Here is a 22,469-nt window from a genome sequence, read left to right on the forward strand (position 1 = left end):
AAAAACTCGGACTTTTAAAAATATTATAATCGTAATCTAAAACTAGCTTACTAATTGCTTTTGAGAAGGTTTAAACTTAGTAAGCTCAATACCTTCTACAGCAGCTTCATACTCTTCCATAGTAGGTGTTCTTCCTAAAATAGTAGATAAAACCACTACTGGCGTGGAGGATAATAAAGATTCTCCTTTTTTACCATCTGTATCTCTAACCACTCTTCCTTGGAATAAACGTGTAGAGGTTGCCATTACGGTATCTCCTGGTTCTGCCTTTTCTTGGTTACCCATACAAAGGTTACATCCTGGACGTTCTAAGTACAACATATTTTCATATTTAGTACGTGCTAAACCTTTTGGTGCATCATCATCGAATACAAAACCGGAGTATTTTTCTAATATTTCCCAATCGCCTTCTTCTTTTAACTCATCTACAATGTTATAGGTTGGTGGTGCAACTACTAAAGGTGCATTGAACTCCACTTTTCCTTGTTGTGCCTCTACATTCTTTAGCATTTGCGCTAAAATCTTCATATCTCCTTTATGGATCATACAAGATCCTACAAATCCTAAATCTACTTTTTTAGTACCTCCGTAGAAAGATAATGGTTGAATGTTATCGTGTGTGTAACGCTTAGATACATCTTCGTTATTTACATCTGGATCCGCAATCATTGGTTCCACAATCTTATCTAAGTCAATTACCACTTCTGCATGGTACTGCGCATCTGCATCTGGTTTTAAAGCTGGTCTTTCTCCCGACTTTAATTCTGCAATACGCTTGTTTGCTTTATCTACTAAGCCTTGTAATACCTTCTTATCATTATCCATACCCTTATCTAACATAATTTGGATACGGTCTCTTGAAATTGCTAATGATTCTGCTAATGTAGCATCTTCCGATATACAGATAGATGCTTTTGCTTTCATCTCCGCCGTCCAATCTGTAAATGTAAAGGCTTCATCTGAAGTTAAGGTACCAATATGTACCTCAATGATTCTTCCTTGGAATACATTCTCACCGCCAAACTGATTTAACATCTGCTCTTGCGTAGCATGTACCACATCACGGAAGTCCATGTACGGTTTCATATTTCCTTTAAAGGTCACTTTTACAGACTGCGGAATTGGCATAGTAGCCTCTCCTGTTGCCAATGCTAAAGCAACGGTTCCAGAATCTGCTCCAAAAGCAACACCTTTTGCCATACGTGTATGCGAATCTCCACCAATAATAACATCCCAATCATCTACAGCGATATCATTTAATACTTTATGAATAACATCGGTCATTGGAAAGTATTTCCCCTTAGGATCGCGTCCTGTAATTAATCCAAAATCATTCATAAATGACATTAATCTTGGAATATTAGCTTTAGACTTATCATCCCAAACCGAAGCGGTATGACAACCCGATTGGTATCCTGCATCTACAATTGGAGAAATAACAGTTGCTGCCATCATCTCTAACTCTTGAGAGGTCATTAATCCTGTAGTATCTTGAGACCCAACAATATTAACTTCTACGCGAACATTAGACCCAGCGTGTAATGTTTTTCCTGGTGTAGTTCCTACTGCATTTTTGTTGAATATTTTTTCAACGGCAGTTAACCCTTGCCCTTCTATAGAAACTTCTTTTGCTGCAGCATATACTTGAGGAACATCTATCCCTAATGCTTTGCATGCAAAAGTTTGTAATTTTTTACCAAAAACAACGGCATAAGACCCACCAGCTTTAATAAACTCCATTTTTGGAGGCGTTAATGCTGCAGAAATATCTTTAACGGCTTTACCGTCTTTGTATAATTTTTTCTCTTTTGTATTTATCGTAAGTACTGTACCTGTATCTACTGTATATACTTGTTCTAAAACTGGTTCTCCGTCTGCATCATAAACGGTTTTACCTTCCGCATCCTTTTTAGTTACCCAGTTTTTAAGATCAATACCAATACCACCCGTTACCCCAACTGTTGTTAAGAAAATTGGTGCAATACCATTAGTACCAGCAATTACTGGTGCAAAATTAATAAATGGCACGTATTTGCTAAAAGGTACCCCTGTCCATAAAGCAACATTATTAACTCCTGACATTCTTGAAGACCCCACTCCCATGGTTCCTTTTTCCGCGATTAACATTACGCGCTTATCTGGGTGCTGTTCTTTTAAAGCCAACACTTCTTGTTGCATTTCTTTATTATGCTCAAACATACACTGACCATGTAATTCTCTATCTGATCTTGAGTGTGCATCTGCTCCTGGCGATAATAAATCTGTAGAAATATCTCCAACACCAGCAATATACGTTACAATTTCTATCTCTTCTTCTACTTCTGGAAGTTTTGTAAAGAATTCTGCTTGCGCATAACTTTCTATAATTTCTTTTGCAATAGCACTTCCTGATTTCATTGCGTCTTCTAAACGGTCCGTATCTGCTTCATATAAGAAAACCTGAGTTTTTAAAACCTCAGCTGCTTGTTTTGCTATAGATGCATCTTCACCTAAAGCTAAATCTAACAACACTTCAACAGAAGGTCCACCTTTCATGTGCGATAATTGCTCTAAAGCAAAATCAGGTGTAATTTCTTTTACAACTTCTTCTCCTAAAATAATTTCTTTTAAAAAGGTAGCTTTTACACCTGCAGCACTTGTGGTTCCAGGTAAAACATTATAGATAAAAAAGTGAAGAGAATCTTCTCTATACGCATTATCTACATCTTTAATTTGGTCAATAATTGCGCTTAATAATTCTGCGCCATCAATTGGTTTTGGATGAAGCCCCTGTCCTTTTCGTTCTTCAATCTCCGCAATGTAATCCTTATAAATAGTCATAAAAGAAATTAGTTTAGTATTGTATTTTAATAAGTGATTTTATCTGACTATAAACATATTCTCTTTATAGCCCTATCCACATAAAACGCTATTCCCAACAAAAATATTTTAGGGAAATGCAATCTTGTAAAATTACTAAAATCTATAAGTTTTTGGAAAAAATTCTAGTTGCTTCACTATTGTTTTAAAGAAAAACAAAAAAAATGGATATGAAAAAACGAATTCCGTATTTATTGAGTGCTTTTTTTAACAATATCGCTAACGAAAACGTTTGAAATACAGTAACGACACTACCACAAATGCTTAATAATTGCCTCTTCGGAGATGTTTTCGGCCTCTGCTTTGTAGTTTTTTATAATTCTATGTCTTAAAATTCCAAGAGAAACCGCTTTCACATCTTCTATATCTGGAGAAAATTTACCACTAATTGCCGCATGTGCTTTTGCAGCTAAAACTAAATTCTGTGATGCTCTTGGGCCTGCCCCCCAATCTATATATTGTTTTACAAAATCTTCTGCAGTATCTAAATTAGGCCTAGTTTTATTTACTAACTTAACAGCATATTCTACTACATTGTCAGGAACAGGTATTCTTCTAATTAATTTTTGTACTGCAATAATTTCTTCCGCACCAAATAAAGTATTTATTACTGCTTTAGTATCTGATGTAGTATTTTTTACTACTTGTATTTCTTCTTGTACAGACGGGTATTTTAATTCTATTGCAAACATAAAACGATCTAACTGCGCTTCTGGCAAAGGATAGGTACCTTCTTGCTCAATAGGGTTTTGAGTTGCTAATACAAAATACGGCAAATCTAATTTATGCTGTGTCCCAGCAATAGTAACTGCCCTCTCTTGCATTGCTTCTAATAAAGCTGCTTGCGTCTTAGGAGGCGTTCTATTAATTTCATCTGCCAATATAATATTAGAAAAAATTGGCCCTTTTATAAATTTAAAATTCCTGTTTTGGTCTAAGACTTCGCTACCTAAAATATCACTTGGCATTAAATCTGGCGTAAACTGTATACGCTTAAAATTTAACCCTAGCGTTTGCGCTATAGTATTTACCATTAACGTTTTTGCTAAACCAGGAACCCCTATTAACAAAGAATGCCCTCCTGTGTAAATAGATAGTAATATTTGATCTATTACTTGATCCTGCCCAACTATAACTTTAGCAATTTCTTGCTTTAAGGCTTTGTGTTTTTTTACTAAATTTTCTATTGCAGTAACGTCTGACATGTATTTATTCCTTTACCCAATTATTGGTAAAATCGCAATCTTTCTTAGAATCATTAACACTAATATACGTATCTTCTATATGATCATCCATCCACTCTTTAATAGCTTCAAACTGCTTTTCTGTTAGGGCTAATTTCTGAATTTTAATATAGTCTTTTGCAAAATCTGCTACATGCTCATCATACCTATTAGTAACTTTTAATAGCTTATATTTAGGAGGACCTCCTCTTGGGTCATCTTCTCTAATAGGATAAGAAACTTCATTGTCTTTTAAGTCTCTTACTTGGTTATATAAAGATGGGTCCATTTTTGTTAACTCAAAACGAGAATCAAAATTTGTTGGATTTCTTAACAAACCACCATCAAACTTTGTTTCTTTTTCATCCGAGAAATTAAGAGCAGCTTCTGCAAAAGTAAACTTCCCTTCGTTTATTTTAGCACGTATACTATCTAGCTCTGTTTTAGCTTCAAGTAATGCATCGTCCGAAATTTCTGGTTGAATTAAGATATGTCTTAAATCTAATTCTTGTCCTCTTATTTTTTCAATAAAAATAATATGGTATCCAAATTGTGTTTCAAAAGGCTCTGAAACCTCTCCTTCTTGCAAACTAAATGCTACGTCTTTAAACGTTTTATCAAACCCTGTTTCTTTTGTAATACTATAAAACCCTCCTTTAGATTTGGACCCAGGATCTTGAGAATATAAAATAGCCTTTACACTAAAACTAGCATCATTATCATCTACATCGGCCTTAATTTCATTTAATCTATCAATTACTTTTTGTATTTCTTCTTCAGATGGTTTTGGAGATTTTACAATCTGAGCAATTTCCATTTCTGCACCAAAAACGGGTCTTTCTTCTTTTGGAATCTTATTAAAAAACTGTCTTACTTCTTCCGGTGTAATTTCTATTTCAGATACAATGCTACCTTGCATTTTCTCTGATAACATACGTAATTTATTAATCTTAAATAATTCTTCTCTAAAACTAGCCTCATCTTCTTTCTTATAATACTTTAAGACCTTATCCATTGACCCTATTTGCTGTACTAAAGATTGTAGTTGCCTATCTCCTGTTGCATTTACCTCATCATCAGAAACTAAGATACTATCTTGTACTGCTTGGTGCGCATACAAACGGTCTTCCATTAATTTTCCTAACAAACTACAACGGGTAATATCTTCTGTAGATGCTCCTTGACTTTTTAAATCTATCAGTGTTTTTTCTATGTCAGACTCTAGAATAACGTAATCTCCAACTACTGCAGCAATACCATCTAACTTAATTCTCTTAAAAGTAACAGAATCTTTTACAGGTTCTATAGCTACTTCTTCTACAACTACTTCTTTAGGTTCTATTTGCGTATCTGGAACTTCTTGTTCTGTGTCCTGTGCAAAAGCAACTCCAGAAAACACACTACATATAAATAATGCTTTTATTTTATTCATTCTTAACATATACTTCAAATTCTTTTTCTTTAACTGCTTCGTCTATTATTTCTGTTTCCAATTTTCTAAGAAAATCTAACTTTCTTCTACTTAATAAGACTTGTTTAATATTTGGTTTTACAAAAGACAAAGGAGCTACGTCATTTACTTCTTTTACTTCTACAATTTTTCCCAAATATACCCCTAATGCATCCTCCAATTCAAAAAATTGTGATTTTTTTAAGTACTTATCCTGATTATCAATAGTTAATGGAGGTATTTCTTGTATAACTCTAGAGGCAGATACCCAAATAGAATCATTAAAATTTAATTTTTTAAACTGAACACCAATAGAGTCTAGGAATTTTAAATCGTCACTTTTAAAGTTCTTTAGTTTTTTGATCACCTCATCTTTATTTAAAAATTGTTTAGGCAACTCTACAAAACGTAGTTTAACTATTCTTTCTTTGAGCTTAAAATTTTCTTTTTCACGTTCATAAAAACTTTCTAATTGTGCATTAGTCACCAAAGAATCACTCCCTTGTTGCACTAATGCCTCTTTATAAGCTCTGGTATATAAATCCGTTTTATAATTTGCAACTAGAGTATCAAACTCTGCCAGCTTTTCTTCTGGTAAATTAATCTTCGCTTTCTTTAACAACAACTGCTTGGATGCCCAACTATTAACATAATTAGAAATTATTGCCGCACTATCATTAGAAGAAATTCCTTTTCTTAAAAAAGGAGCCACACTACTCATATATAAATAAGACTCTCCTACTCTTGCCAAAGGTTTTCTCTCTTCTTCTTTCTTAATAAAAGAACCACAAGAAAAGACACTAAAAACAATTACCAAACACAAAATAAATTGTGCTGCAATTTTTAATTTCATATTCACTTTAAATAAACACATTCCGCAAAAATAGTAATAAGATGGTGTTTCGCAATATTTTATGTTTTTACTAATTACATTTAATACCCATATTATATAGAATTACTAATTTAGACCCCTAATATTTTTGATTTAAAAATTTTAAATGGATAAAAAAATAAAACTTATTTGGGATTTTCGTGGTCCTGCAGCATTTAAAACCGCAGAACACCATGAAATACATTTAAAAGAATATATTACCATAGAAGGACTTTCTATAAACATAACTGGCTTTTCCATGCTTAATGATATGCATAGTATTGCTTATATGGTGGTAGAAGAATCTAACATGATACCAGTAAGAGATGCTTTAAAACCACATAGAGGAGAAATTTATATTGAAAAATAAGTCTTAGAACCTTAGTCTATCATTACTATAAAATTAAAAACTACTACTTTTTACAGATAATATTTTATGACAGAGCCTAAAAAAACAAGAATTAATAAATACCTAAGTGAAGTTGGCTTTTGCTCTAGAAGAGCTGCCGATAAACTTATAGAACAAGGCAGAGTTACTATCAATGATAAAGTTCCAGAAATGGGTACTAAAATTATTGAGGGAGATATTGTAAAGGTAGATGGCGAAAGTGTTACCCAACCTAAAGAAAAACCCGTATATATTGCTTTTAACAAACCTATTGGTATTGTATGTACTACCGATACAAGAGTAGAAAAAGATAATATAATTGACTATATAAATTACCCGAAAAGAATTTTCCCAATTGGCAGATTAGACAAACCAAGTGAAGGTCTTATTTTCTTAACCAATGATGGCGATATAGTTAACAAAATATTACGTGCAAGAAACCATCATGAAAAGGAATATATTGTCACTGTAGACAAACCTATAACGCCCAATTTTTTACACCAAATGCGAAACGGTATTCCAATTTTAGATACTGTAACTCGTAAATGCGAAGTAGAAGAAATAAGTAAATACCAATTTAAAATTATTTTGACTCAAGGATTAAATCGTCAAATTAGACGTATGTGCGAGTATTTAAATTACGATGTTAAGAAGTTAAAAAGGGAACGTATTATGAATATCTCTTTAGATGTACCTGTTGGAAAGTGGCGCTATATAACCGCAAAAGAACTTGCAGAAATTAACAGACTTGTATCTACCTCATCAAAAACTCATGACACTGATTTCTAACACATTACTTCACAAAAAAATAATCTTTTTTAACATACTTTTATTTAAAAATTAGTATCTTGTAGTTGCTCTCTTTTTCTTTAGAGAGCAAATAGTTTTCTTAAATCCGAAATTACTATGGTAGCAAACAAAAAAGTATCCATATTACTATTCACTACTTTTATTCTTTTAAGTTTAAATAGCACAATAGCTTTTGCTTTTCAAGAACCAGAAACTAATTATGCAGAATATAAAGGAGAAGTATTAGATGAATCTTCAAAAAAACCATTAATTTTTGCTACTCTAGCCATAGAAAAATCAAACATTAGTACCGTAACAAATACCGAAGGAGAATTTTCTCTAAAAATTCCAAATTCTACTGAAAGTAAAAATGTAATTGTTTCTTTCTTGGGGTACAAAACAAAAATTATTCCTTTAAATGAATTCAAAAAAAATAAAACAAAAATATATTTAGCTGTTTCTGTAACAGAACTTTCAGAAGTTAATTTAAGCATTCCAAAAAATGCAGAAGCACTAGTAAGAGAAACATTAAAAAGTAAAGGAGAAAATTATTTTGATGACCCAACTTTAATGACTGCTTTTTATAGAGAGACTATAAAAAAGAGAAGAAAAAATATTTCCTTGTCTGAAGCCGTAGTTAATATATACAAAACGCCATACACCTCTCACAAGAATGATGCTGTACAACTATATAAAGCAAGAAAAAGTACCGATTATAATAAATTAGACACGGTTGCTTTAAAACTACAAGGAGGACCTTTTAACGCGCTTTATATTGATATTATTAAGTATCCTGAATATATTTTTAGTGAAGAATCCTTAGACAATTACCTTTTTAGCTTTGATAGTTCTACCCGAGTAAATGATAAATTAATCTATGTTATTAATTTTAAACAAAAACCCCATGTATACTCCCCCCTATATAAAGGGAAACTTTTTATAGACATTGAAAATAAAATACTTACTAATGCTACCTATAAATTAAATGTTACCAACAAAGAAGCTGCATCTAGAATGTTTGTCCGCAGAAAACCAAAAAACGCTAAAGTATGGCCTACAGAAGTAAACTATAGAGTAGACTACAGAGAAAAAAATGGCAAATGGTATTATGGGTACAGTAATGTTTTTTTAGAATTTAAAATTGATTGGGATAAGAGATTATTTAACTCTGTTTATAGTATGACCTGCGAAATGGCAGTTACAGATTGGGAAAAGAGCACTAAAGAATTACTGCCAAAACCAAAAGAACGTATTAAATCTTCTATTATTTTAAGTGATGCTGCTGTAGGCTTTTCTGACCCAGATTTTTGGGGAGAATACAACATTATAGAACCAGAAAAATCTATAGAATCGGCTATTAGAAAAATTAAACGTCAGTTAAAACGTATTAATGTAAATGAAGGTACATCTAGACCGTAACTAAAAAAAAGAGCCAAAACATAACAAAATGCTTTGGCTCTTTTTATTTTCTACAAGTAGATTACTAATTAGCTACTTCGCTAATAAATTTTAACCTATACAAACGAAGTTCTTCATCTTCATAATCTCCATCAAACTCCTTACTGGCTTCTTCTAAATCATCTGTTTCTGCTTCTAAAAAGTAATCATGTATTTCTTCTTGCTGGTCTTCATCCAAAATTTCATCAATCCAATAGCCTAAATTTAATTTAGTACCACTAAAAACAATTTGCTCCATCTCTTTTATTAAATCTGGAAGCTCTATCCCTTTAGCAGAAGCAATATCCTCTAAAGACAATTTACGATCCACATTTTGTATTATATATAGCTTTAAAGCAGAATTTGCACCCGTACTTTTTACTACCAAGTCATCTGGACGAATAATATCATTATCCTCAACATAGCTAGATATTAGCTCTATAAATGGTTTTCCGTATTTTTTTGCTTTCCCTTCTCCTACACCATGAATGTTTAACATCTCTTCCATAGAAATAGGGTATTTTAAAGCCATATCGGCCAAAGAAGGATCCTGAAAAACAACAAAAGGAGGCACATTTAACTTATCTGCTTGTGCTTTACGTAAATCTTTTAATTGTTTTAACAACTTCTCGTCTGCAACTCCTGCAGCTTTAGATGCACTAACAATAGCAGCATCGCTCTCCTCATTATACACATGATCCATAGTCATCATAAAAGACTCTGGGGCATCTAAATACTCTTTCCCTTTTGGAGTTACTCGCAACACCCCATACTGTTCTATCTCTTTTTTAAGATAGCCCGCAACTAATACTTGGCGAATAAGCGCCATCCAATAACTAGTATCTTTATCTTTTCCTATACCAAAGAAGGGTTTTTCATTAGTCTTATGCGAAGATATTAAGGCATTAACCTCTCCAATTATTGTTTTTACTATCTCTTTGGCTTTAAACTTTTCACTGGTGCCCTGAACTACACTAAGAAGTTTTACAACATTTTCTTTGGCTTCTTTTTTATCTTTAGGGTTACGAGCATTATCATCCATATCTGCCCCTTCCCCATTTACCTCATCAAAAGATTCTCCAAAATAATGGAGCATAAATTTACGTCTAGACATAGAAGTTTCTGCATAAGCAACAACTTCTTGCAAGAGTGCATTTCCTATCTCTTGTTCCGCAACAGGCTTACCAGACATAAACTTTTCTAGCTTCTCTACATCTTTATACGAATAAAAAGCAAGGCAATGCCCTTCCCCACCATCTCTTCCTGCACGTCCTGTTTCTTGGTAATAACTCTCTATACTTTTAGGAATATCATTATGTATTACAAAACGAACATCTGGTTTATCTATACCCATACCAAAGGCAATTGTTGCCACAACAACATCTACATCTTCCATAAGGAACATGTCTTGGTATTTAGACCTTGTTTTTGCATCAAAACCAGCATGGTATGGCACCGCACTTACGCCATTTACTTGTAACACTTGCGCTAAAGCCTCTACTCGTTTTCTACTTAGACAATAAATAACCCCAGATTTTCCTTGATTTTGTTTTACAAAACGAATAATATCCGCATCAACATTTTCTGTTTTGGTTCGTACTTCATAAAACAAATTTGGTCTATTAAATGACGCTTTAAATAATTGCGCATCTGTAATACCTAAATTTTTTATAATATCTTCTTGTACTTTTGGGGTAGCCGTAGCTGTAAGACCTACAATAGGAATATTATCTCCTAATCTCCCAACAATATTTCGTAAATTTCTGTATTCCGGTCTAAAGTCATGTCCCCATTCCGAAATACAATGTGCCTCATCTACCGCCACAAAAGAAATGGTTACAGAATTAAGAAATTCTACGTATTCTTCCTTTGTTAAAGACTCTGGCGCAACATATAAAAGTTTTGTAACCCCATTAGTTACATCTTCTTTTACTTGTTTTATTTCTGTTTTATTTAAAGAAGAATTTAATACATGTGCTATACCATGCTCCGAAGAAACGCCTCTTATAGCATCTACTTGATTTTTCATCAAAGCAATTAAAGGAGAAACAACAATAGCTGTACCTTCTTTCATTAATGCCGGCAACTGGTAACATAAAGATTTACCACCACCCGTTGGCATAATTACAAAAGCATTTTTGCCATCCAGGATTTTTCTTATTACTTCTTCTTGTAAGCCTTTAAACTGATTAAATCCAAAATGCTTTTTTAGTGCAGCATGTATATCATCAACATTACGACTCATAATTATCTATTGTCATTTTTCACTTAATCCTGTGAATATTATCACATGAATTTAATAAATTATACTTTTAAAACCTAGCTACTAAATAAAACAAAGCTAATTTCTATTTTATAAAATATTCTATAAAATTAAGTTTGCTTAATTTTGCAGTTCTTAAAGATAATACATTCTTTTAGGAATACAATCCTTTTAATTGCACATTACATTGAACAATACAAAAGCTATACTAGATTTAGCAAAAAAAACAATAGACCTCCAGAGTAAAGCAATAGGCAATATTGCTAATTTGTTAGATGCAAATTTTGCAAACGCCGTAAATGCAATTATGGAAGCCAAAGGCAGAGTTATTGTTACAGGAATAGGAAAAAGTGCTATTATAGCAAGTAAAATTGTAGCCACTTTTAATTCTACCGGAACTCCTGCTATTTTTATGCATGCTGCTGATGCTATTCATGGAGATTTAGGAACAGTACAAGATAATGATGTTGTTATTTGTATTTCTAAAAGCGGGAATACACCAGAAATAAAAGTTCTAGTTCCTTTACTAAAAAGAGGTAACAATAAACTTATAGGAATTACTGGAAACACAGAATCTTTTTTAGCACAGCAGGCTAATTTTATTCTTAATACTTATGTAGAAAAAGAAGCCTGTCCAAACAATTTAGCACCTACCACCAGTACTACAACACAATTAGTAATGGGAGATGCTCTTGCTATTTGTTTGCTAGAACTAAAAGGGTTTAGCAGTACCGATTTTGCTAAATACCACCCAGGTGGTGCGTTAGGAAAAAAATTATATTTACGTGTTGAAGACATAGCTAATAATAACAAAAAACCACAGGTAAATATAGATACTGATATAAAAGAAGTTATTGTAGAAATATCTGAAAAAATGCTTGGGGTAACTGCAGTATTAGAAGACAATAAAATTGTTGGTATTGTAACAGATGGAGATATTAGAAGAATGCTTAATAAACATGACTCTATTAAAGGGCTTACCGCAAAAGATATAATGACTACTTCTCCTAAAACAATTGAAACTGGTGTACTTGCAATTAAGGCTTTAGAAGTAATGCAAAATAGTGGTATTTCTCAATTACTAGCTATTAAAGACAATACATACCAGGGCGTTGTGCATTTACATAATTTAATAAACGAAGGCATATTATAATGAGTAATAAAAATAAACAAACTCCTGCAGAAATGTCTTTTTTAGACCATTTAGAGGAGCTACGCTGGCACCTTATACGAAGTACCTTAGCAGTTGTAATTATAGGAAGCCTTGCTTTCTTATTTAGAGGATTTGTTTTTGATACGGTTATTTTTGGGCCTAAGAAAATGGATTTTCCAACCTATAGATTATTTTGTGAAATAGCAACTTACTTAGGTTTTGATTCTGACTTCTGTGCTGATAAATTACCTTTTACCATACAAAGTAGATTAATGTCTGGCCAATTTTCTGCACATATTTGGACCTCTATTTGGGCTGGTTTTATAGTTGGTTTTCCGTATATATTATATGAAATGTGGAAATTCATTAGCCCTGGGCTCTATGAAAAAGAACGTAGAAACTCTAAAGGCTTTATTTTAATAGCCTCTTTTTTATTTTTTCTAGGAGTTTTATTTGGATATTACATAGTAGCGCCATTATCTATTAACTTTTTAGGAACTTACCAAGTAAGTGAAGAAGTATTAAATGAGTTTGATTTAAGCTCATTTATTGCTACAGTACGATCCTCTGTTATAGCATGTGGTATTCTTTTTGAATTGCCAATTATCATATACTTTTTAACCAAAATAGGAATCGTAACTCCAGAGATAATGAAAAAATATAGAAAAATAGCTTTAGTTGTTGTTCTTATACTTTCTGCTGTAATTACACCTCCGGATGTTGCTAGCCAAATTATTGTTGCAGTACCAGTTTTAATTTTATATCAGGTAAGTATTTATATTTCTTCTTATGTATTAAAAAAAGAAGCTAAAAAGGCAAAGAAAAACCTAAAAACAAGTTAGACCTTAAAAAGGAATTGGTTAAAAATTACATAAATTCTTTTGATGCTAACCAAATAGAATTAGATTTGAAAATATGAAGCTAAGAGCAGATAATATTATGAAAGCCTATCGTGGGCGCCAAGTTGTTAAAGGTATTTCTTTAGAAGTAAACCAAGGAGAAATTGTTGGTCTTCTTGGCCCAAATGGCGCAGGAAAAACCACTTCCTTTTATATGATTGTTGGCCTAGTTAAGCCAAATAGCGGTAAAATCTACTTAGACGATATGGAAATTACCAATTTCCCTATGTACAAAAGAGCTCAAAATGGCATTGGTTATTTAGCGCAAGAAGCATCTGTTTTCAGGAAACTAAGTATTGAAAAAAATATTCTTAGCGTTTTACAACTTACCAAACTAAGCAAAAAAGAGCAACACATGAAAATGGAGTCTCTTATTGAAGAGTTTAGCCTTGGACACATTCGTAAAAACCGTGGCGATTTACTTTCTGGTGGAGAACGCAGACGTACCGAGATTGCAAGAGCATTAGCTACAGACCCAAAGTTTATATTACTAGATGAGCCTTTTGCTGGTGTAGACCCTGTTGCTGTAGAAGACATACAACGTATTGTAGCGCATTTAAAAGATAAAAATATAGGCATTTTAATTACAGACCACAACGTACAGGAAACACTTGCTATTACAGAACGCTCTTACCTTATGTTTGAAGGTGGAATTTTAAAATCTGGAATTCCTGAAGATTTAGCTGCAGATGAAATGGTACGTAAAGTATACCTTGGACAAAACTTTGAATTACGTAAAAAGAAGCTTGATTTTTAAAGGGCTGATTTTACTGGTTAAAAAGAATAAATTTCATGGATAATTTTGAAGAAACATTAAAAAATCCTGTTTGGCATGCGCTAAATGAAGCACATGAAAAATTTGCTATATCTTTAAATGGAGTTAAATTTTATGACCCAAAAATTTGTCCTTTTGGAGCTTTTGATACCCCAAAAAAAACCAGTAAAGCATTAAACGAATATGCCAAACTTACCAATGATTTTTTTCTAGTTTCAGAAAACATAGACCCAATATTTGATGAAAAATTTGTGGTTTTAGATCGTAAAATTGAAGGCGTACAAATGGTTTTAAAGGGCACTTTAGAAGATTGTAAAATTACGGAAGAAATTGTACCTCTCACAGAAGAACATGTAGATGAAATTTACGATTTAATATGGCTAGTTATGCCTGGGTATTACAAAAAAAGAAGCTTTGACATGGGCTCTTATTTTGGTATTTTTAAAGACAATATATTAGTTGCTGTAACTGGGCAACGCATACAAACGAATAGCTTTATTGAGGTTAGCGGTGTTGTTACGCATCCTAATTACACAAGACGCGGCCTTGCTAAACAACTAGTAGCACATACTACAAAAGAAATTTTAAAAACCGGAAAAAAAGCAATTTTACATACTACAAAAGGTAATGCAGCTATTAAACTTTATAAAAAACTAGGGTATACATTAACTAGAGAAATGAACTGGTGGTATTTTCATAAAAAATAACTTTTGCACCTAAGTCAACTTTTAAATTTATTCCCATCTTTTTAAACGCCAATCTTTCTGTTTTTCTTTAGATAAGAAAGTCCAAATTACTACTCTACTTATTTTATTTCCTTGCCCCATAGGCAAAGTACCAACTTCTTTTGCTTCTACCCTTTCTAGTAATTTATGTACTATTGGCAAATTAGATTCTTTAGACACTAAGGTAGAAAACCACAAACATGAATTTGCAAATTGCCTACTTTGGTAAATCATATCTTTTACAAATTTCATTTCACCACCATTGCACCATAACTCGTTTGCTTGTCCTCCAAAATTTAGCGTAGGTTTCGGTTTTTTATCTCCTCGTAAATTTTTTAATTTTCTTCTTGTTCCTCTTTGGGCTTCTTCTAAAGAACCATGAAAAGGTGGATTACAAACCGTTAAATCAAACAACTCCCCCTCTTTAATAATTCCTTTAAAAAAATCTCTAGAACTAGATTGCTGCCGCAATTCTATTTTTTTACATAAATGTGGATTTTTATCAATAATATTCTCTGCAGCTTCTATTGCTTTTGCATCAATATCAGAACCAACAAAAGTCCACCCATACTCAGCTTCCCCAATAATAGGATAAATACAATTAGCCCCTACTCCAATATCTAAACATTTAATATTGCTATTTTTCTTAATACCCCCTTCTAACGTTTCTGGAACATCTCTATATAAAACATCTGCTACATTATGCATATAATCTGCCCTTCCAGGAATAGGCGGACATAGAAAGTTAGTTGGAATTTCCCAAAAACTAATCTTATAATAATGCATTAACAAAGCGGTATTTAACATTTTTACCGCTTGTGGGTCAAAAAAATTAATAGATAAGTCGTTGTACGCATTTGGTTGCACAAAGGGCTTTAAATCTGGAAAAGTTGTAATTAAAGCATCAAAATCATAACGATTTCTATGCTTACTTCTAATATGCAGTGTAACTTTTTCTTTTGGGTGTTTTCTTTTTACTCCTCCCATTAATTCATCTTCATTTGTTCCTCAAAAAATAATACTGATTTATCTAAAGTAAGCTTCATTAATTCTTTATTGTGCCAAAATCCATGTGGTGCTCTTGGTAAAGAAACCAACTCACAATACACATCATACGTAGATAACTTAGCTACACTATTTACAGATTGCTTAAATGGAACAATTTTATCTGCACTACTATGTATAAATAGCATTGGCGAAGATGTTTTACTAATATGAAAGTATGGAGAAGCTAACTTCCAAATATCTTTATTCTCTGTGTATGAAACTCCTAACCACTCTGTTAAAGGGGCACTTTCTGGAACTAAAGAAAAATCTGCATCTGCCGCTAATATTACTGCAGCATTAACTTTAAAATCATTAGGATTACCAACAGGATTTAATGGCGATATTTCATTTGTTGTTGCAAGCATCATTGCCAAATACGCTCCAGCAGAACCCCCTAAAACACCAACCGCATTAGCATTTAATTTGTATTCCTTAGCATTCTCTTTTACCCATTGCACAGCTGCCTTAGCATCTATAACAGCTCCTGGAAAAAGTGCTTCTTTTGTGGTTCTATATTCTATACATGCTGCTGCAAATCCTCTTTTTGCTATTTCCTTAGCTATTTTTGCAAAGCCATCCTTGTCGCCAACTTTAAAACCACCACCTCTAATTACAACAATAGTTCTTAATTTTCCTTTAAAAACTTTTGGCTTGTACAAATCTAATAACAGGGTATCTTTCTTATAAGTTGCATACCTAATATCTTTTACAACAGCTATAGAAGTTTCTATTGCTACAGAATCTTTCTGAGAAAAAACAAAAGTAGACACAAAACAAAAAAGCAAGGTAATTGCAAATTGGAGCTTATATTTAATTACTTTCTTCATAAATAACACCACATTTATTAATACTCTCATAACTACTTACTAATTAAATTTACTTATTGGAACTTAAGTTTGTAATAAAAGAACTTACGACATAAAAAATAATAACAAATGGTATTGCTAAAAACTGTAATGTTAGTATTAAAACTAAGCTTATAATTATGAAAATATAGCGTAGAGCGTTATCCTTAAAACTCCAATTTTTAAATTTAAGAGCAAAGAGAGAAATATTAGCATTTAAAAGATATGTACTAAGTATAGTAACACTAATTAAAAACCATTGATTTAAAATTATACTATTTAAAAAATCATTATTATGATGTAATAATATTAATGGTAACGACAATATTAATAAAGCATTTGCTGGCGTTGGAAGCCCAGTAAAGGAAGTAACTTGATTTTCATCTATATTAAATTTTGCCAACCTATAAGCAGATGCTAAAGTAATTAAGAATCCTAAAAAAGGTAAAGGCGAGACTTTTAATCCTACCCAAAAAGTAGTGTCCGATGCTTGGGATGCCATATCTACATTCCATCCGCCAGACATAGACATTGCTAATAATTGAAACATTACAATACCAGGAACTACACCACTAGTAACCATATCTGCAAGAGAATCTAACTGCAACCCCAAAGAACTTTGCACGTTTAGAACACGAGCCGCTAAACCATCAAAAAAATCAAAAAATATACCTAAAAAAACAAATAAAGCAGCAAGCTCTAATTGATTTAAAACCGCAAAAATTACCGCTACACAACCGCAAAATAAATTACCTAAGGTTATTAAATTAGGAATATGTTTTTTCATCTTTTTTTGTATACTTTACGTAAAAGTAAGACATTTTTTCAGGAATGGGATTTGTTCCTAAATTATTCAGATATTTGCAATACATTAACTATTTCCTAATCATGTTTATTAAAAAATTATTGTTTTGTTTAATTGTTCTTTACAGCACTTTTAACAGTGCGCAAAACAAAATAGAATTATCCCCATTATCCAAAGTTAGCCTATTAACCATAGGACCTCAAGAAGAACTCAGTTCTAAATTTGGACATAGTGCTTTTAGAATACAAGACCCAACATTAGGAATAGACGTTACCTATAATTATGGGATGTTTGATTTTAGTGATCCGTATTTCTACTTTAAATTTACTACCGGAAAACTACCCTATAAAATTGGCAGGCACTCTTTTGAAAATTTCATGTACACCTATAAAGTTGAAAACAAATGGGTAAAAGAGCAGCATTTAGCTTTAAATTTAAAAGAGAAAAACGATTTAATAGCCTTTTTAGAAAACAATTTACTTCCAGAAAACAAGTATTATAAATACGATTTCTTGTTTGATAATTGCGCTACTAAAATCCCTGAAGTTTTAAATAAAGTAACCCATAACAACTTACTTTATAATTACCCTCATTTAAAAAAGAAAAAAACATTTAGAGATTTAATACATGAGTTTTTAGTAGCAAATGAATGGTCTACTTTTGGAATAGATTTAGCTCTTGGTTCTGTAATTGATAAAGAAGCTACACTTTGGGAACATCAATTTTCACCAATTTATGTGTACCATCAATTAGAACATACTACTAAAAAAGATGGTACTCCATTAGTTTCTAAAACTGCTATGATTTTAAAATCTAAACCAGAAGAAAAAAACAACTTATTTATTCTTAGTCCTCTTTTTTGGTTAGGGTTAACCCTAATAGCAACAAGTATAATAACAATTAAAGATTATACCTCAAAAAAAAGAACAAAATGGCTAGATGTTGTTCTTTTCTTAGCAACTGGTCTTGCTGGCTTATTAATACTCTTTCTATGGTTAGGAACAGACCACACTGCAACTGCATGGAATTTTAATTTCTTATGGGCATTTCCTATAAACCTATATTTTGCTTTTTTAGTAAGAAAAAACAAACTACCGGAAACTATAAAACTATACCTCATTATTCTTTTATCCCTAATTTTAGTTACTATGTTTTTATGGGTTGCAGAAATACAAGTATTCTCTCCTTTGTTAATTTTTATACTCCTTTCATTAATAATAAGGTACCTTTACATACTTTTTTATTTAAGGCACTCCCATATTAAATCCTAGTTTTAAAACATGAATTTACTTACTGTAGAAAATATTGCTAAATCCTTTGGCGAACTTGTTCTTTTTGACAACCTTTCTTTTGGCATTAACAAAGACCAGAAAATTGCTTTAATTGCTAAAAATGGTAGTGGAAAAACATCTATTTTAAATATTTTATCGGGTGCAGAAAATCCAGATAGTGGGCAAGTAAATTATCGCAAAGGAACCAGAGTATCTTTTCTAGAGCAAGAACCAAAAATGGACCCTAACCTTACTATTGAAGAGACTATTTTTGCTTCGGATAATGAGGTCCTAAAAGTAATAAGAGCTTATGAAAAAGCTTTAAATAATCCAGAAGACGCAGAGGCTTACCAAAAAGCTTTTGAAGCAATGGACCGTTTTAATGCATGGGATTTTGAAACCCAATACAAGCAAATTTTATTTAAACTTAAGTTAGAAGACTTAAACTTAAAAGTAGGACTATTATCTGGGGGGCAAAAAAAGAGATTAGCTTTAGCAGATGCACTAATTAACAAACCCGATTTATTAATTCTAGATGAACCAACTAACCATCTAGATTTAGAAATGATAGAATGGTTAGAGCAATATTTTGCTAAAGAAAACATGACACTCTTTATGGTTACCCACGATCGTTACTTCTTAGAACGCGTTTGTAATGAAATTATAGAGCTAGATGGCGGGCAACTTTACCCTTACAAAGGAAATTATTCTTACTATTTAGAAAAGAAAGAAGCAAGGCAAGAACAAGAAGCTGTAGAACACCATAAATCTAAGTTATTATTTAAAAAAGAATTAGATTGGATGCGTAGGCAGCCAAAAGCAAGAACCACAAAATCTAAATCTAGGATAGACGATTTTCATGCCATTAAGGAAAAAGCTAATAATAGAAGAAAAGAACACGAGGTTCAGTTAGAGATTAACATGACCCGTATGGGAAGTAAAATTATAGAGCTTCATAAAATATCTAAAGCTTTTCCTGAAAAACCTATTTTAGACCAATTTGATTATAGTTTTACAAAAGGAGAACGGGTAGGTATTATTGGAAAAAACGGTACTGGAAAATCTACTTTTTTAAATATAATTGCAGGAAAAGGAAAACCAGATAGCGGAAAGGTTGTAATTGGAGATACCATTAAATTTGGTTACTACACTCAAAAAGGTATTGAAATAAAAGAAGGTCAAAAAGTAATAGATGTTATTCGAGATTTTGGAGATTATATTCCTCTTAGTAAAGGAAGACAAATATCTGCACAACAACTTTTAGAACGCTTCCTTTTTGACAGAAAAAAACAATATGATTTTGTAGACAAATTAAGTGGTGGCGAACGCAAAAGACTGTATTTATGTACCGTTTTAATACAAAATCCTAATTTTTTAATTCTAGATGAACCTACAAACGATTTAGACATTGTTACCCTAAATGTATTAGAAAGCTTCTTATTAGATTTCCCAGGATGCCTCATGGTGGTTTCCCACGACAGGTATTTTATGGATAAAATTGTAGACCATTTATTTGTTTTTAGAGGCAATGCAGAAATAGAGAATTTTCCAGGAAATTATTCTGACTACAGAGCCTATGAAGACAGTCAGGTTTTAGAAAAAAGAGAGCAAAAAGAAAACACTACATCTAATTCTAAAAACTCTTGGAAAGCCGAGAGCAAAACTGGCACAAAATTATCCTATGCCCAACAAAAGGAATACAACCAACTAGAAAGAGAAATACAAAAGCTTGAAAATAAAAAAACAAAAGCGCAAAATGAATTTACAAATCCAGAATTATCTGGAGATGATATTACTAAACTCTCAAAAAAACTACAAGAAATAACTTCTGATATTGAAACAAAAACAGAACGTTGGTTTGAGCTTTCTGCTATGTTAGAAAGCTAAGTTTGTTATGTATTCTTTTATTTCGCATATAAAATTTTTATTCTCTGCTACCAATCAACATGGTGTGCACTCCCCTTTTATATATTCTTATATTACAAAAGGACTTTATACTAAAAAGAAATTTGCGACATTAAAAAATGTAGATATACTTCTAAAAAGCATACACTATTTTAATATTAAAAATTTAAAGATAGACTCTGAAAGTAGCTTCTATCAAAATAACATTAAAACAAATTTCCCTAATTTAGAAACCAATGCTTCCCAATTTGATGGCATATATTTAGAAAACTGCAAAGATTGGAACAATACTATTATAGAAAAAGAAATAAAAAACACTACTTGGGTTCTTATTAATAATATACACCACAATAGAGAAGAAAATTCCTTTTGGGAAAAGATTAAAAAACAAAAAGAGGTAAAGGTAAGTATAGATTTCTTTTATTGCGGTATTCTCTTTTTTAGAAAAGAACAAGAAAAAGAACATTTTAAAATTAGATACTAAAAGATTAATTTTAATGCAAAATAACGCTCTGAGTGTTAAAATATAGATTATTAAGTTAACTCGGGGCAAGCCCACGAGACATTAGAAGGAAAATTAGTATTGATTTCGACGCAAGCGTCGGAACATTTAAATCTCGATTATCGAGTAAATTAGAATATTATGGAAGGAAATACTATGTATTACGTATTAGGCGGAGTTGCAATGTTATATCTAATTGTTTCTATAAGAAATCGTCAAAAATCTAAGAATAGAAAATCTAGAAAATTTATGAGCGATTATAACCGAAAAAATAAAAAATAAACCTCTCTACTCCTTACCCACCCTAAAGCTTTACCTATGAAAATTTATACTAAAACTGGAGATAAAGGAACCTCTGCTCTATTTGGAGGCACAAGAGTCCCTAAACATCATATTAGATTAGATTCTTACGGTACTATTGATGAACTTAATTCATGGATTGGCCTTATCCGTGACCAAGAAATAGATAGTATTTCTAAACAAACACTACTAACCATACAAGATAAACTTTTTACTGTAGGAGCAATTTTAGCTACAGACCCGGAAAAAGCTGTCTTAAAGAATGGAAAAGAACGCCTTTCTATTCCCAAAATATCAGACGCAGATATTACTTTCTTGGAAGATAATATGGATACTATGGAAACACAGTTACCACAAATGACTCATTTTATTTTACCAGGCGGACACACAACCGTGTCATACTGTCATATAGCACGAACAGTTTGCAGAAGAGCAGAAAGGATGATTTCTTTTTTAAATGAAAATGAACCTACAGATGGTAATGTTTTGTCATTTATTAATAGATTGTCCGACTATCTATTTGTATTGGCACGAAAATTGTCGTTTGACCTTAAAGCGGAAGAAATAAAATGGATACCTGAGAAAAAAGGCTAATAATTTTGTTATTTATTCGTTATCAAAATATTAGAAAAAGATTTTTGTTAATAAAATATCAGAATTACTAGCAAAAAAACTTGACTATTTATATTTAAAAATTATTTTTGCAAAAAATTAAAACATACTTTTAATATGTATTGGACATTAGAACTAGCATCTTATTTGAGTGATGCACCATGGCCTGCTACCAAAGATGAATTAATAGATTACTCTATTAGAACAGGAGCACCATTAGAGGTTGTAGAGAATTTACAATCCATGGAAGAAGAGGGCGGAGAAATTTACGAGTCCATAGAAGAAATATGGCCAGATTACCCCACCGAGGAAGATTACCTCTGGAATGAGGATGAATATTAATAAAATAT

21 protein-coding genes are annotated in these 22,469 nt (G+C 32.0%); 13 read left to right on the forward strand and 8 right to left on the reverse strand.

The features are described 5' to 3' along the window. Nucleotides 1–42: 42 nt before the first annotated feature. The 4 genes from Q0820_RS13500 to Q0820_RS13515 all read right to left on the reverse strand — a co-directional run bounded on the left by Q0820_RS13500 (nucleotide 43) and on the right by Q0820_RS13515 (nucleotide 6,385). Nucleotides 43–2,820, reverse strand: coding sequence for a bifunctional aconitate hydratase 2/2-methylisocitrate dehydratase (locus tag Q0820_RS13500; protein WP_298488224.1), 2,778 nt, complete (start codon nucleotides 2,818–2,820; stop codon nucleotides 43–45). A gap of 290 nt (nucleotides 2,821–3,110) precedes the next feature. Continuing rightward, nucleotides 3,111–4,064: a MoxR family ATPase gene (locus Q0820_RS13505; protein ID WP_298488226.1), complete on the reverse strand. Its 954-nt coding sequence runs from the start codon at nucleotides 4,062–4,064 to the stop codon at nucleotides 3,111–3,113. Between the two features lie 4 nt (nucleotides 4,065–4,068). Then, nucleotides 4,069–5,514 carry a peptidylprolyl isomerase gene (locus tag Q0820_RS13510; protein ID WP_298488227.1) on the reverse strand — a complete coding sequence of 482 codons (1,446 nt, stop codon included), beginning with the start codon at nucleotides 5,512–5,514 and terminating at the stop codon, nucleotides 4,069–4,071. Continuing rightward, nucleotides 5,507–6,385, reverse strand: coding sequence for a peptidylprolyl isomerase (locus tag Q0820_RS13515; protein WP_298488229.1), 879 nt, complete (start codon nucleotides 6,383–6,385; stop codon nucleotides 5,507–5,509). Before Q0820_RS13515 ends, Q0820_RS13510 begins: the two co-directional genes overlap by 8 nt. 145 nt (nucleotides 6,386–6,530) lie before the next feature. Here Q0820_RS13515 and Q0820_RS13520 point away from each other — a divergent pair, with 145 nt between their 5' ends. The 3 genes from Q0820_RS13520 to Q0820_RS13530 all read left to right on the forward strand — a co-directional run bounded on the left by Q0820_RS13520 (nucleotide 6,531) and on the right by Q0820_RS13530 (nucleotide 8,999). Then, entirely contained in the window at nucleotides 6,531–6,773 is a 243-nt protein-coding gene (locus Q0820_RS13520; protein ID WP_298488231.1) for a hypothetical protein, read from the forward strand. A 66-nt stretch (nucleotides 6,774–6,839) separates the two neighbouring features. After that, nucleotides 6,840–7,580: a 23S rRNA pseudouridine(2604) synthase RluF gene (gene rluF, locus Q0820_RS13525; RefSeq protein WP_298488233.1), complete on the forward strand. Its 741-nt coding sequence runs from the start codon at nucleotides 6,840–6,842 to the stop codon at nucleotides 7,578–7,580. A gap of 117 nt (nucleotides 7,581–7,697) precedes the next feature. Continuing rightward, nucleotides 7,698–8,999, forward strand: a complete 1,302-nt coding sequence (locus Q0820_RS13530) for a carboxypeptidase-like regulatory domain-containing protein (RefSeq protein ID WP_298488234.1) — start codon at nucleotides 7,698–7,700, stop codon at nucleotides 8,997–8,999. 64 nt (nucleotides 9,000–9,063) lie between these two features. Here Q0820_RS13530 and recQ read toward each other — a convergent pair whose 3' ends face one another. Next, complete coding sequence (gene recQ / locus Q0820_RS13535) at nucleotides 9,064–11,262, reverse strand: DNA helicase RecQ (protein WP_298488236.1); 2,199 nt, start codon at nucleotides 11,260–11,262, stop codon at nucleotides 9,064–9,066. Nucleotides 11,263–11,467: 205 nt separating this feature from the next. On the opposite strand from recQ, the gene Q0820_RS13540 reads away from it, so the two are divergent. The 4 genes from Q0820_RS13540 to Q0820_RS13555 all read left to right on the forward strand — a co-directional run bounded on the left by Q0820_RS13540 (nucleotide 11,468) and on the right by Q0820_RS13555 (nucleotide 14,814). Next, complete coding sequence (locus tag Q0820_RS13540) at nucleotides 11,468–12,433, forward strand: KpsF/GutQ family sugar-phosphate isomerase (protein WP_298488237.1); 966 nt, start codon at nucleotides 11,468–11,470, stop codon at nucleotides 12,431–12,433. Next, entirely contained in the window at nucleotides 12,433–13,275 is an 843-nt protein-coding gene (gene tatC / locus Q0820_RS13545; RefSeq protein WP_298488238.1) for a twin-arginine translocase subunit TatC, read from the forward strand. Before Q0820_RS13540 ends, tatC begins: the two co-directional genes overlap by 1 nt. A gap of 73 nt (nucleotides 13,276–13,348) precedes the next feature. Then, on the forward strand, nucleotides 13,349–14,089 hold the full coding sequence (lptB, locus tag Q0820_RS13550; protein WP_121068106.1) for an LPS export ABC transporter ATP-binding protein: 741 nt from the start codon (nucleotides 13,349–13,351) through the stop codon (nucleotides 14,087–14,089). A gap of 35 nt (nucleotides 14,090–14,124) precedes the next feature. Next, the gene (locus tag Q0820_RS13555; protein WP_298488242.1) at nucleotides 14,125–14,814 is read left to right on the forward strand and encodes a GNAT family N-acetyltransferase; all 690 of its coding nucleotides are present in this window, start codon (nucleotides 14,125–14,127) and stop codon (nucleotides 14,812–14,814) included. Nucleotides 14,815–14,841: 27 nt separating this feature from the next. Here Q0820_RS13555 and rlmF read toward each other — a convergent pair whose 3' ends face one another. The 3 genes from rlmF to Q0820_RS13570 are packed head-to-tail and all read right to left on the reverse strand — an operon-like array spanning nucleotide 14,842 to nucleotide 17,511. Next, the gene (gene rlmF, locus Q0820_RS13560; RefSeq protein ID WP_298488244.1) at nucleotides 14,842–15,819 is read right to left on the reverse strand and encodes a 23S rRNA (adenine(1618)-N(6))-methyltransferase RlmF; all 978 of its coding nucleotides are present in this window, start codon (nucleotides 15,817–15,819) and stop codon (nucleotides 14,842–14,844) included. Beyond that, nucleotides 15,819–16,706 carry an alpha/beta hydrolase gene (locus Q0820_RS13565; protein ID WP_298488248.1) on the reverse strand — a complete coding sequence of 296 codons (888 nt, stop codon included), beginning with the start codon at nucleotides 16,704–16,706 and terminating at the stop codon, nucleotides 15,819–15,821. The genes rlmF and Q0820_RS13565 overlap by 1 nt, the downstream gene beginning before the upstream one ends. Nucleotides 16,707–16,755: 49 nt before the next feature. Beyond that, entirely contained in the window at nucleotides 16,756–17,511 is a 756-nt protein-coding gene (locus Q0820_RS13570) for a CDP-alcohol phosphatidyltransferase family protein (RefSeq protein ID WP_298488250.1), read from the reverse strand. A gap of 101 nt (nucleotides 17,512–17,612) precedes the next feature. Here Q0820_RS13570 and Q0820_RS13575 point away from each other — a divergent pair, with 101 nt between their 5' ends. The 6 genes from Q0820_RS13575 to Q0820_RS13600 all read left to right on the forward strand — a co-directional run bounded on the left by Q0820_RS13575 (nucleotide 17,613) and on the right by Q0820_RS13600 (nucleotide 22,461). Beyond that, complete coding sequence (locus tag Q0820_RS13575) at nucleotides 17,613–18,800, forward strand: DUF4105 domain-containing protein (RefSeq protein ID WP_298488252.1); 1,188 nt, start codon at nucleotides 17,613–17,615, stop codon at nucleotides 18,798–18,800. Nucleotides 18,801–18,809: 9 nt separating this feature from the next. Further along, nucleotides 18,810–20,687, forward strand: coding sequence for an ABC-F family ATP-binding cassette domain-containing protein (locus Q0820_RS13580; RefSeq protein ID WP_298488254.1), 1,878 nt, complete (start codon nucleotides 18,810–18,812; stop codon nucleotides 20,685–20,687). Nucleotides 20,688–20,694: 7 nt separating this feature from the next. Then, entirely contained in the window at nucleotides 20,695–21,189 is a 495-nt protein-coding gene (locus Q0820_RS13585; RefSeq protein ID WP_298488256.1) for a hypothetical protein, read from the forward strand. 159 nt (nucleotides 21,190–21,348) lie between these two features. Beyond that, nucleotides 21,349–21,489 (forward strand): hypothetical protein, encoded by a 141-nt coding sequence (locus Q0820_RS13590; RefSeq protein ID WP_298488258.1) that lies wholly within the window; start codon nucleotides 21,349–21,351, stop codon nucleotides 21,487–21,489. 36 nt (nucleotides 21,490–21,525) lie between these two features. Beyond that, nucleotides 21,526–22,101: a cob(I)yrinic acid a,c-diamide adenosyltransferase gene (locus Q0820_RS13595; protein WP_298488260.1), complete on the forward strand. Its 576-nt coding sequence runs from the start codon at nucleotides 21,526–21,528 to the stop codon at nucleotides 22,099–22,101. Between the two features lie 135 nt (nucleotides 22,102–22,236). Then, nucleotides 22,237–22,461 carry a DUF2795 domain-containing protein gene (locus Q0820_RS13600; protein WP_013994285.1) on the forward strand — a complete coding sequence of 75 codons (225 nt, stop codon included), beginning with the start codon at nucleotides 22,237–22,239 and terminating at the stop codon, nucleotides 22,459–22,461. Nucleotides 22,462–22,469 lie beyond the last annotated feature (8 nt).

The sequence above is a fragment of the uncultured Maribacter sp. genome (genome assembly GCF_947495965.1).
Lineage (GTDB): Bacteria > Bacteroidota > Bacteroidia > Flavobacteriales > Flavobacteriaceae > Maribacter_B.